The sequence below is a fragment of the Actinomadura rugatobispora genome (assembly GCF_042656285.1).
Classification (GTDB): Bacteria; Actinomycetota; Actinomycetes; order Streptosporangiales; family Streptosporangiaceae; genus Spirillospora; species Spirillospora rugatobispora.
Genome location: NZ_JBHSON010000069.1, coordinates 36,404 through 47,358 on the forward strand (window position 1 = coordinate 36,404; position 10,955 = coordinate 47,358).

At 71.5% G+C, this 10,955-nt stretch carries 10 protein-coding genes; 4 read left to right on the forward strand and 6 right to left on the reverse strand.

All coding sequences use genetic code 11. The features are described from left to right. Positions 1-42 precede the first annotated feature (42 nt). The 5 genes from ACFPZN_RS37930 to ACFPZN_RS37950 form a co-directional block, all read right to left on the reverse strand. Entirely contained in the window at positions 43-576 is a 534-nt protein-coding gene (locus ACFPZN_RS37930; RefSeq protein WP_378287370.1) for a GTP-binding protein, read from the reverse strand. A 73-nt stretch (positions 577-649) separates the two neighbouring features. Further along, complete coding sequence (locus tag ACFPZN_RS37935) at positions 650-1,024, reverse strand: DUF742 domain-containing protein (protein WP_378287343.1); 375 nt, start codon at positions 1,022-1,024, stop codon at positions 650-652. Positions 1,025-1,033: 9 nt separating this feature from the next. Then, positions 1,034-1,504, reverse strand: coding sequence for a roadblock/LC7 domain-containing protein (locus tag ACFPZN_RS37940; protein ID WP_378287344.1), 471 nt, complete (start codon positions 1,502-1,504; stop codon positions 1,034-1,036). Continuing rightward, positions 1,501-4,029, reverse strand: a complete 2,529-nt coding sequence (locus ACFPZN_RS37945; protein ID WP_378287345.1) for a sensor histidine kinase — start codon at positions 4,027-4,029, stop codon at positions 1,501-1,503. Before ACFPZN_RS37945 ends, ACFPZN_RS37940 begins: the two co-directional genes overlap by 4 nt. 920 nt (positions 4,030-4,949) lie before the next feature. Next, on the reverse strand, positions 4,950-6,200 hold the full coding sequence (locus ACFPZN_RS37950) for an oxygenase MpaB family protein (RefSeq protein WP_378287346.1): 1,251 nt from the start codon (positions 6,198-6,200) through the stop codon (positions 4,950-4,952). A 176-nt stretch (positions 6,201-6,376) separates the two neighbouring features. On the opposite strand from ACFPZN_RS37950, the gene ACFPZN_RS37955 reads away from it, so the two are divergent. Next, positions 6,377-7,069, forward strand: a complete 693-nt coding sequence (locus tag ACFPZN_RS37955; RefSeq protein ID WP_378287347.1) for a TetR/AcrR family transcriptional regulator — start codon at positions 6,377-6,379, stop codon at positions 7,067-7,069. Here the strand turns inward: ACFPZN_RS37955 and ACFPZN_RS37960 are convergent. Continuing rightward, positions 6,969-7,964: a hypothetical protein gene (locus ACFPZN_RS37960; protein ID WP_378287349.1), complete on the reverse strand. Its 996-nt coding sequence runs from the start codon at positions 7,962-7,964 to the stop codon at positions 6,969-6,971. The genes ACFPZN_RS37955 and ACFPZN_RS37960 overlap by 101 nt on opposite strands. 322 nt (positions 7,965-8,286) lie before the next feature. On the opposite strand from ACFPZN_RS37960, the gene ACFPZN_RS37965 reads away from it, so the two are divergent. Genes ACFPZN_RS37965 through ACFPZN_RS37975 form a run of 3 tightly spaced genes read left to right on the forward strand, consistent with a single transcriptional unit; the run spans position 8,287 to position 10,954 of the window. Beyond that, complete coding sequence (locus ACFPZN_RS37965) at positions 8,287-9,072, forward strand: MlaE family ABC transporter permease (RefSeq protein WP_378287350.1); 786 nt, start codon at positions 8,287-8,289, stop codon at positions 9,070-9,072. Then, on the forward strand, positions 9,072-9,935 hold the full coding sequence (locus ACFPZN_RS37970; protein WP_378287351.1) for an ABC transporter permease: 864 nt from the start codon (positions 9,072-9,074) through the stop codon (positions 9,933-9,935). The genes ACFPZN_RS37965 and ACFPZN_RS37970 overlap by 1 nt, the downstream gene beginning before the upstream one ends. Continuing rightward, positions 9,932-10,954 (forward strand): MCE family protein, encoded by a 1,023-nt coding sequence (locus ACFPZN_RS37975; RefSeq protein WP_378287352.1) that lies wholly within the window; start codon positions 9,932-9,934, stop codon positions 10,952-10,954. The genes ACFPZN_RS37970 and ACFPZN_RS37975 overlap by 4 nt, the downstream gene beginning before the upstream one ends. Position 10,955: the final 1 nt, after the last annotated feature.

The window sequence follows — 10,955 nt, forward strand, 5'->3', positions numbered from 1 at the left end:
AAGCACCATCGCACTACCGGGCCATCGCGCCCCTGGGACCTCTCAGGAGAGTTCGAGGGCGTGCTCGACCAGCGTGATGAGCACGCTCTTGACCGAGTCGCGCTGACGGGCGTCGCACAGGACGATCGGGATCTGCGGGTCCACGTCCAGCGCGGTGCGGATCTGCTTCAGCGTGTGGGTGCGGGTCCCGTCGAAGCAGTTGACGGCCACGACGAACGGGGTGTCGCGCTGCTCGAAGAAGTCGATGGAGTCGAAGCTGGCGGTCAGCCGGCGGGTGTCGGCCAGCACCACCGCCCCGATCGCCCCGTAGGCCATCTCCTCCCACATGAACCAGAACCGCTCCTGGCCCGGCGTGCCGAACAGGTAGAGGGTGATGCCGTCGTTGAAGGCCAGGCGGCCGAAGTCCATGGCCACGGTGGTGGTGGTCTTTCCCTCCACCCCGTGCAGGTCGTCCACCTTGCTGCCGACGTCGGTGAGCGCCTCCTCGGTGCGCAGCGGGCGGATCTCGCTGACCGCCCCCACCATCGTGGTCTTGCCGGCGCCGAACCCCCCGGCCACCAGGATCTTCAGCGCCATGTGCGCGTCGGTGGGGGCCAGGAGGGTGTTGCGCCAGTCACCGGCTGCTCGCGGGGACAGGGACGACGGGGTGTCAGAGGGCGCGGAGGTCATCGAGAACTCTCTTGAGGATTTCGGGGGAGGGTCGTTCGGCCAGTGGCGCCGAGCGCTGCTCCTCGACCAGTCCCTGCTGGTACAGGTCGGCCACCAGCACCCGCATCACGCCCAGAGGCAGGTCCAGCTCGGAGGTCAGATCGGCCAGGGTCATCGGGTTGCGGCACAGGTCGAGCAGCCGCTGCTGCTCCTGGGACAGGCGCGCCCGCTCGTTCGGGGAACGCCCGGTGACGACCAGCATCGTGACCAGGTCCAGGCGGACGCCCTGGACCCGGGTGCGGCCGCGGGTCAGCGCATACGGGCGCACCATCGGCCCGGCGTCCGCGTCGATCCAGCGCTCTCTCGGGGACTCCATGTCCGCGGCTCATATCGCGTCGCGCGAGGAACCGGCCATTCCTGGTGAGGCGCCCGCGTCCGCCGGATCCGAACCGGGCGCGGAGTCGGAGCGGGGAGTGGCCGCCAGCTGCTTGCGCACGCGTTTGACCAGCATCGCCATCTCGTAGCCGACCAGACCGGTGTTGCCGCCCGCGTCGGCGAGCACCGCCAGGCAGCTGCCGCTGCCCGCGGCGCAGATGAAGAACAGCGCGTCGTTCATCTCCACGATCGTCTGCCGCACCTCGTCCTTGCCGAAGTGCTCGCGCGCGCCCCTGGCCAGGCTGTGGAATCCGGAGGAGAGCGCGGCGATGTGCTCGGCCTCCTCCCGGCTCACCCCGCGTGAGGCGCCCATCAGGAGGCCGTCGCGCGACAGCAGCACGGCCTGCTGCACCTCGCCCACGCGGTCGACGAGCTCGTCCAGAAGCCAGCTGAAATCTCCGGCCATGCGCTGCCGTGTCATGGATTCCCCCGCTCGATTCGTTCATCGAACACTGCCGATCCGTCCGTTTCCACATCCTCGTCCTCGCCGCGGGCCGCAGTCCAGCCCGACTGCAGGGACGAGAGCAGATCGCGGTTGGTCTCCGCCGGCCGGTCGCCGAAGCCCTGCTCGTCCCCGCCCGTGCCGCGGCCGGTCGGGAACTCCGACGTCCCCTCCCGCGACCTGGGCGCGGAGCGCAGCTGCGGCGCCAGATTCCGCTGCCGGACCCGACGCGGCAGCCCGCCGGTCTCCGCGTCGTACGCGGCCTCCTGCCCGTCGGCACGCCCCATTCCGGGCACGTCCTCCGCGAGCAGCGGCGGCGGGGGCGGGGCTGCGGGCCGCGCCTGAGGCGGCACCGGCGGCACTGGCGGCACCGGCGGCGCGGGGGGAGCGGGAGGCGGCGCGGCGCGGTGCCGTCCTCCGACCGGCGTCTGCTCCATCGCGGGCCCGGGCGGCACCAGCGCCGGGGGCGCCGGCTCGGCCTGGAGGACCCGCCCGGTCCGGGCGGCCGGCCAGGGCGCGCTTCCGTTCTGGACGGCCCGCGAGGTGGGCGCGGCCTCGCCGTCGGCCAGCAGCGCGGTGGGCAGCAGCACGACGGCGGTGACGCCGCCGTAGGCGGACGGCTGCAGCACCACCTGGATCTCGTGCCGCGCGGCCAGCCGGGCCACCACGAACAGGCCCAGCCGGTCGCTGTCGGCCAGGTCGAACTCCGGCGGGTCGGCCAGCCGCCGGTTGGTCTCCGCCAGGTCGTCGGCGTCCAGGCCGATCCCGCGGTCGACCACCTCGACGGCCAGCCCGTTGCCGACCTGGTCGGCCCGTACCAGCACCTCGGTGTTGGGCGGCGAGAACGCGGTCGCGTTCTCGATCAGCTCGGCCAGCAGGTGCACCACGTCGGCCACCACCGAGCCCTCCACCCGGGACGGGGACAGCGCCATGACGTCCACCCGCGCGTAGTCCTCGACCTCGGCGACGGCCGCGCGCAGCAGCTGCTCCACCGGGACAGGCTCGCTCCACCCGCGCACGTTCTGCTTGCCGGACAGGATGACCAGGCCCTCGGCGTGCCGCCGCATGCGGGTGGTCAGGTGGTCCAGGCGGAACAGGTCCTCCAGCTCGTCGGGGTCGGAGGTGCGGCGCTCCATCGCGTCCAGCAGCCGCAGCTGCCGGTGCAGCAGCGACTGGCTCCGCCAGGCCAGGTTGATGAACACCCGGCTGATGCCCGCGCGCACCTGCGCCTCGCCGACCGCGGTCTCGATCGCGGTGCGCTGCACCGTGCCGAACGCCTCGGCGACCGAGGCGATCTCGGCGGTGCGGCCGCCCTTGATGTCCGGGGCCTCGTCCGCGACGTTGACCTCCTCGCCCCGGCGCAGCCGGCCCACGACCCTGGGCAGCCGCTGGTGGGCCAGCTCCTGCGCCGCCCGCTGCAGGTCGCGCAGCTCGACCGAGATGCCGCGGGCGAACCGCCACGACAGCACGACCGAGGCGACCACGATCGCCAGGCCCAGGCCGCCGACCAGCGCCAGCTGGTACGTCACCGCCCGGCCGTCCTTCTCGTGCTGGGTGTTCACCGCGCCGCCGGAGCCCTGCAGGGCCAGGAACCAGGACTGGGACGCGGCCGGGAGGGTCGAGCGCCAGTCCGCCAGCACGGTGGGCGACGGCCTGCGCGTCGGGGAGGCGATGATGGTCTGCTCGAGCTGCTGGAAGCGCGTGAACTGCGGCGACCGGTTCACCGCGCCCAGGATGTCGCGCACCGCCGTGTTGGAGGTGTTGAAGGAGAGGTCGGTCATGCGCCGGCGGTCGGCGGCCGCCTGCACGAACGCCGCGTACTCCGGCGCCGACAGCCACCGGCCGCGGGCCTGGGCGAGCGTGACGACCGCGTCCTCGCGCATCATGTGGTCGCGGGCCTGGGTGCTGTAGAGGTTCGCCACGGCCGCCTGGTAGGCCTTGACGTCGTTGGACGCCGTCGGGCCGGGCAGCATCCAGTTGGTGCTGTGGGCCAGGCTCGTGATCATGGTGGACAGCGTCCCGGTCGTCCTGTCGGACAGGGCGTTGTACTGGTTGACCGCGTCGAGCGGCGCGATCGACCGCGCGGCGACCCGGGCCCGGAGGGCGCCGATCCGGCCGTACTCGCGGTTCAGGTCGCCGATGGCCCGGATGGTCTCGCGGTCGGTGAGTTCGCTCGCGGCGGGGAGGGTCTTCTGGCGGAAGACCGCCAGCGCCCCGTCGGTGGCCTTCTGCCCTTGCTGGAGTTGCTCGACCCCCTGGGCGCCGCGGGACCCGAGGACCGCGGCCGTGGCGGCGCGTTCAAGGCGCAGCGTTTCCGAGACCATCCCGACCGGGGTTCCGATATCGTTCACGGCCCGGGTGAAGTCCGCCCTCGCCACCGCCGCGCTGACGGACGTGAAGGTGGCAAAAGCCCACAGCGCCACCAGCAACAGCAACGGCACGACGAGCAGCGCTGCGAGTCGGCGGCGGATAGGTCGCGACCGGACGCGCTTGCGCGAACTCATACTTTCGTCGTTCTTCGCCACACGCAACTCCATGGATCCAGCGGGCCCACAGTTCCAAGGGCCGCATACTCTACACGTAAAGGTGTAGATGTATAAGAAAGCAATCGCTTTCGACCCGTGCGAGTGGGCGTTAACCTCGCGTTTCGGACCGTGCGTGAGCGTGTGACCATCGTCTGTGACCGGCGTCACGATCGCGTGGGCCGGAGCGGCCGCCGACCCCGGCGAACTGGGCCGCTTTCGGCCGACGGCGCCTCGGCGGTGTAAGCGGTGGCGCATCGGCGGCGCCGCGTCCGGCGGGCCGTGGAAACGTTCGCGAATAAGGCGGCCGGCCGCGACGCAACAGGGCGAAAGCGCCGGCGGAAATCTCGCTCTGACCGATGGAGACGCCTATTGCCCCGTGGGCCGTCTCCTTCTCTTACGACCGGTTGGGCGTACGGCGTCATTTTCAGTCTCGCCGGAACGGCGAATGGCGGCGCCGGGCGCGACGGTTGCGCGCCGGGATTGCCCGGCCGGTGAACTCGTAACGACACCGGCGTCGAGCCCGGAGTCTCACATCGCGTTTCATGAGCTTGCGGGTGTGGGAGCGTTCCGCTGCCGGCCGCGGCTCGCTGCCGGGCCGGCGCCGGTGTCCTGACCTGGAGAGCAGGGCGAGGGGGTGGTCCTTACATCGCGGATTCGCTCCTCGCGGATTTCCCGAGTTCCTTCTGAAGGGGCCGGGAAAGCGGTGGTGAAGACGAGTGCCCTTCCTCCCCGCCGCCGTACGGGACGGGGCGGAACCGCCTCGGGCTCGGAAACTGTCAGATTCCGAGCCCGAGGTTGGCGAGGGGCGCTCGCGCGAAGCGAGCAGGGGGTGGGTGACGAGCCGGGACCGGTGGCCTACCTCCGCTCGCGGGGCCGCAGGACCGGCTCAGGCGTCCCGGTCAGTAGTCCGGGTTGTTGGCGTCCGGGATCTCGATGCTGATCGGCAGGTCGCCCCCGGACAGGACGAGCAGGGCCGCCAGGCGGAGGATCTCGTCGAAGGCCCAGTAGAACTTCTGCAGGGCCCCCGGTGCCTTCTCGAGGGAGAGCAGACCTTCGCGGACGAGGACGAAGGGCTCCCAGAGGGTCTCGAAGACCCCGTCCCACAGCGGCTCCCTGCGGATCTTCAGCGAGTTGGCGATCTCGTCACCGAGCACGTAGCGGGTGAGCGAGCCGAGGATGGGTTTGGTGATGTACCTGAGGGGGCCGCCCGGGATGATCGTGGCCATGTTGAGCAGCATGTCGGCCAGCTTGATGCCCTCGGGCGTCGCGGCCAGGATCGGGTCCAGGACCTGCTTGGCCTGGGAGTTGGCCTGGTCCCACGAGTTGGGGATGTACTCGTCCTTGATGCCGAGCATGTGGGCGCACACCTGCCACGAGTGCAGGAAGGCCGTGGACTCGTTGGCGGGGATCGGCACCTTCCACTTGACCAGGTTCTGCATGACGGTCGTGGGCAGGCTGTGCCAGGTCACCATCATGTCCGCCTGGCTGATCGGGATCGCCTCGTCGGCGACCTTCGACCAGTACGGGGACTTCGGCAGCAGGTGACGTACGCCCGCGTGCGCCAGCCGGGTCTTGACGCAGGTCACGATCATCTCGCCGTTGGGATCGTAGGCGTTCGACGTCCCGATGTCGTACCCGAGCTTGGCGGTCTTGGTGATGCGGTCGCGCATGTCCGCGCCGCCCTTGGAGTAGTAGACCGCGCGCGCCTCCCTGGGGATCATCGTGCTCATCATCCCGCTGGCGAAGCCGTAGGTGACGCCGAGGTAGAGCCCCCGCTTCTCGTTGAAGTCGACCGCGGTGGCGAGCTTGCCCTGGTCGGCCCACGACGGCAGCTGCCTGGCGCGCTCCATGAAGGCGCGCAGGTCGGCGGGCAGGCCGCTCGGCAGCGCCTGGCCGTTCTTGGTCCAGGTGCGCAGGAGCCTGTTGACCTGGGGCACGGCGCCCCGGTCGATCAGTGAGGCGACCAGCGTGTCGGCCTCCGGGTCCCAGACGCCGCGGGGGTCGGCGCCTGCACCCGCGCCGGCCACCGAGCCCTTGGGCGACCACGTCCACAGTGGGGCCGCCTGGGCGGGGGACGCGACGCTCAGCGCACCGACCGCGCCCAGCGTCCCTCCCGCCATCAACACGTTGCGCCTGCTGGGTGTGTCCATGCCTTCGCTCCTCCTCGGGGCTGAGAGCACCGTCCTGATACGGTGAAACGAGTTTTGCATCTGCGTATCATCGACGACAGATCCAATAAGAGCACACCGTGACGGCCGCCACAAGACCCGAACATGACGGCGGCCATCGGCCGGTGAGGCAGAATCAGTCGTCTAAGGAGGAGACCGTGGAACCTGCGCTGTCCGCCCTCATGGCGACCTCTGGCCCGGACTCGCTGCTCGAACGCGCGTACATCGACGCCGTCGAGCAGGTCGACGACATGGACGAGACCCGCGCGCGCGTGCTCGACGCCGCCTACGAGCAGTTCTGCCGGATGGGGATCCAGCGTTCCACCATGGAGGACGTCGCCAAGCGGGCCGGCGTCTCCCGGATCACGGTCTACCGCCGGTTCACCACCAAGGACGCGCTGGTCGAGCAGGTGGTGCGCCGGGAGTTCCGCCGCTACTTCGACCGGTTCCTCATCGACATCGACCAGGCCGAGACCGCCGCCGACCGGGTGGTGCTGGGCTTCGTGAGCTCGCTGCGCGCCATCCGCGGCAACCCGCTGATCGGCGGCCTGATCGACACGGAACCGGATCTGCTCGTCTCCTCGATGATCAGTGACGGCGGGCGGACCCTCGCCGCCGTGCGGGAGTTCGTCGCCGGCCAGCTCCGCCAGGAGCAGCGGGCGGGCAACGTGCCCGCCGACCTGGACACCGACTTCGTGGCCGAGATGATGGTGCGGGTCTCCGCCTCGTTCCTGGCGATCCCCAGCCATCTCATCGACCTCGATGACGACGATCAGCTGGCCGCAGTCGCCCGTCGGTTCCTCTTGCCCATGCTGGAACCGGCTCGCTCTCCGGACCGGCCTCAGGATTGACAGCGCCGCTTCCGGAACGTTCCGGTGCGGCGGCCTCGTACCGGGGGAGCACGGCGATGGCCGCGGCCAGCACGGCGATCCCGCCGGCCAGGAGGAGCGCCGTGGCCGTCCCGGCGGGCCATGTCTCCTTGTGCAGCAGGGTCCCGGTCAGCAGCAGGTGGGTCTTGGCGACGACGGTCGCGACCAGGACGACGACCAGCATCCGATGGCGCCGCAGGGCCACCTGCAACTGGGAGACGCCGAGCCCCGCCGCGATGACGAACAGGTACGGATAGGGCGTGCCCAGCAGATCGGCCGCCGAGAAGGGGAGCCGTGTCATGGCGTTGAGGGCCACCTCCGCGGTGCCGATGAGAACGCCGGCGGTGAGGCCGAAGACCACGCCCGTCGACGGGCGGGCGTGCCGTCCCACCGGCCCCGTCTCGTAGATGACGAAGAGCGCGATCGGCAGCATGAGGCAGGGCGCGACGATCACGGTGAGCAGCCGCGGCGACGGCGGATGCCCTGAGAGGGGGATGTCCGCGGTCGCCGCGGCCGTCATCGCCGTGGCGCCCGCGACCAGCGCGAGCGCCAGCAGTTCGCGGCCGCTGGGATGCTCGGTGAAGCAGAGCAGGGAGATGGCCGGCAGCATGGCCAGGGACGACACGAAGACGGGCTGGGCGATCGGCAGGGGGAGGGCGCTCAGAGCGTTCCACTGCAGGATCAGCCCGACGGCCATGACGACGGCGCCGGCGATGCTCAGGCGGGTGGTGAGCAGGCGGACCGCCAGCCTCGTCAGCGACGGGACGTCCGGCGGCCGCACCCGGTCGGCGGCGACCTTGAGCAGGGCGATCCCGGCGAAGTAGACGCCGGACGACGCGAACGCGGCGCAGACGGCCGGCCAGTCCTCCGGGGTCACGGCCGGACCCCGGACGGCGCTTCCGGACGATGCGCGCCGCGGCGTCGTCCCGCCTCGGACACCCGTTGACGGCGCGTTTGGGGGCGCGGTTGACGACGCATGGCATGCCTCCGACCAAGGACCTTTCCAGGTCGCGCTCTGCCGTGGAGCCCCGACGATAGCGCGCTATTGGCGGCCCGCCAATACTTCTCCCGATTCTATTGGCGTGCTGTCAATAAGTCGCTAGGGTGGCCCGTGCCGTGCGGCCCACGCTCCCGGGAACCGGCGAATCGTCGGGGGCGCGGGCCGCGCGGCGCACGGACGCTGGAAGGGAGGTGACGGCATGGCGACCGCACATGTCCCGGCGCGGATCCACGGGCTGCTCAACGAGGTCGGCGAGCTGTTCGTGGTCGCGCTGGAGGGCCTGCGCCGGACCTGGGACGTGCGCACCTGGTTCTGGGAGTTCATGGAGCAGGCCTGGTTCCTGGCCAGGGTGACGAGCCTGCCGGTGATCCTGGTGTCGCTGCCGCTGGGCGCCACCGTCGCGCTGCAGGTCGGCCAGCTCGCCGCGCAGCTGGGCGCCCAGTCGGCGACCGGGGGCGCGGTGGTGGTGGGCCTGGTCCGGGAGGTGGCGCCGATCGCCGCCGCGCTGATCATCGCGGGCGCGGGCGGCGCGGCGATGACCGCCGACATGGGTGCGCGCCGCATCCGCGACGAGCTGTCGGCGATGGAGGTGATGGCGGTCAACCCCGTGCACCGCCTGGTGACGCCGCGGCTGTGGGCGTCCGGCCTGATCGCGACGCTGCTGGCCTCGCTGGTCATCGCCTCGGGGGCGGCCGGCGGGTTCGTGTTCAACGTGCTGCTGCAGGACGTGACGCCCGGCGCCTACTTCGACGGCGCGGTGTCCCTGCTGCAGACCTCCGACCTGCTGGTGACGCTGCTGAAGTCGTGGCTGTTCGGGCTGGTCGCGGCGGTCGTCGCCTGCTACATGGGGATGAGCTGCGAGAGCAGCCCCGTGGGCGTGGGACGCGCGGTGAACCGGTCGATCGTGGTCGCGTTCATGCTGGTGTTCGCCCTCAACTACGTGATCACGACGGTGTACTTCGTCGCGTTCCCGCCCAAGATCTGATGGCCGGCCCGCTCCTTTCCCCGCGGACCGCCGCACGGGCGGCGGTGCTCGGCACGGCGGTGCGGCGCGGCGGCGACCTGGCGCAGTGGCCGGTGTTCGTGCAGCGGGTGCTGCTGTACTCGCTGCGCGACCTGGTGTGGCGGCGCAAGTACGCCAAGACCGTCGCCGGGCACGTCAGCGACATCGTGGTCGGCGCCGGGGCCACGGTGGTCGGCGGCGGCATGATCTTCGTGATCTTCACCATGGCGTTCTTCGTGGGCACCGAGGTCGGGCTGCAGGGCTACACCGGGCTGCGCTCGATCGGCGCCGAGTCGTTCATGGGGCTGGTCGGGTCGTTCGCCAACGTCCGCGAGATCACCCCGGTGATCGCGGCGGTCGCGCTGGCCGCGCAGTGCGGCTCGGCGTTCACCGCCGAGCTGGGCGCGATGCGCATCTCCGAGGAGATCGACGCGCTGGAGGTCATGGGCATCGCCTCCTTCGCCTACCTGGTCTGCACCCGGGTGGTGGCCGCGCTGATCGCGCTGGTCCCGCTGTACCTGATCGCGCTGTTCGCCAGCTTCTTCGCCACCCGGCTGATCAGCACCGAGTTCTTCGACCTGGCGCCGGGCGTCTACGACTACTACTTCCGGCTCTACCTGCCGACGATCGACCTGGTCTACAGCTCGGTCAAGGTCGCGATCTTCTCCTTCGCGGTGATCACCATCCACTGCTTCTACGGCTACTACGCCACCGGCGGCCCCGCCGGGGTGGGGCAGGCGGCGGGCCGGGCGATCCGGCTGTCGATCATCACCATCGTCACCCTGAACCTGCTGCTGTCCTACGTGTTCTGGGGCGGCGGCGCGACCGTGAGGCTCACCGGATGAACCACGACCTTCCGCCGGGCCGGGCGCTGCTCATCTCCGTGCTCACCCTCGCCGCCGCGGCGCTGGCGGTGTACGTGCTGGCGGCCCGCCCGCTGCGGGCCGAGGGCGTCCGCCTGACCGCCGAGTTCGGGCACGCCGGGCAGGGCCTGGGCGACGGCGCGCCGGTCAAGGTCCGCGGAGTGACCGTCGGCTCGGTGGAGCGGGCGGAGCTGACCCCCAGCGGCCGGGCCCGGCTCACCCTGCGGCTGGAGCCGGGGGTGCGGGTGCCCGCCACGGCCACCGCGGCGATCGAGCCGGCGTCGGCGTTCGGACCCAAGTTCGTCGACCTCGTCCCGGGAACGGGCGAGCGCGGCGGTCCCTACCTGGCCACCGGCGGGACCATCGCGCGCACCACCGACCCGCAGGACCTGTCCGACCTGCTCGCCGACGCCGACGCCACGCTGCGCGCGGTCGAGGCCACCGAGGTCTCCACCATCGTCCGCACGCTCGCCCAGGGGCTGCACGGGCAGGGCGCGCGGCTGCGCGGAACCATCGACCAGACCGGGACGCTGATGGACGTGGCGCACAGGCGGCGCGGCGAGGCCCGCCGCTTCATCGGCGACACCGCCGACCTGACCGGAACGCTCGCGTCGTCGGGCTCGGGCGACGACCTCGTCGCCGTCACCGGCGACGCCAACACGCTCATCACCACGGCCGCCGCGGGCGGCCGCGACCGCCTCGGCCGGTTCGCCGACCAGCTGGCGGAGATCTCCGCGCTGGTCTCGCACGGCTTCGACAAGCGGGGCCGGCAGGTCGGCGAGGGGTTCCGGTCGGGGGAGCGGGCCGCCGCGCTCGTGTACGCCCAGCTCGGCCTGACCGGCGACGCGGTCCGCACGGGCAACCGGCTGCTGCCGCTGTACGGGGAGCTGACCTCGCTGCGCGGCCCGGAGGGGAAGAACTACCTGCGCAGCCAGGGGTGGCTCCCCACCGACCCGTGCCGTCTGATCATCGGGGTGTGCGGTCCGACGGGAGGCCGCTGAC

Coding starts and splice junctions, on each gene's coding strand:
- ACFPZN_RS37930 (WP_378287370.1), bottom strand. CDS start 576: ATGGCGCTGAAGATCCTGGTGGCCGGGGGGTTCGGCGCCGGCAAGACC.
- ACFPZN_RS37935 (WP_378287343.1), bottom strand. CDS start 1,024: ATGGAGTCCCCGAGAGAGCGCTGGATCGACGCGGACGCCGGGCCGATG.
- ACFPZN_RS37940 (WP_378287344.1), bottom strand. CDS start 1,504: ATGACACGGCAGCGCATGGCCGGAGATTTCAGCTGGCTTCTGGACGAG.
- ACFPZN_RS37945 (WP_378287345.1), bottom strand. CDS start 4,029: ATGAGTTCGCGCAAGCGCGTCCGGTCGCGACCTATCCGCCGCCGACTC.
- ACFPZN_RS37950 (WP_378287346.1), bottom strand. CDS start 6,200: ATGGACACACCCAGCAGGCGCAACGTGTTGATGGCGGGAGGGACGCTG.
- ACFPZN_RS37965 (WP_378287350.1), top strand. CDS start 8,287: ATGGCGACCGCACATGTCCCGGCGCGGATCCACGGGCTGCTCAACGAG.
- ACFPZN_RS37970 (WP_378287351.1), top strand. CDS start 9,072: ATGGCCGGCCCGCTCCTTTCCCCGCGGACCGCCGCACGGGCGGCGGTG.
- ACFPZN_RS37975 (WP_378287352.1), top strand. CDS start 9,932: ATGAACCACGACCTTCCGCCGGGCCGGGCGCTGCTCATCTCCGTGCTC.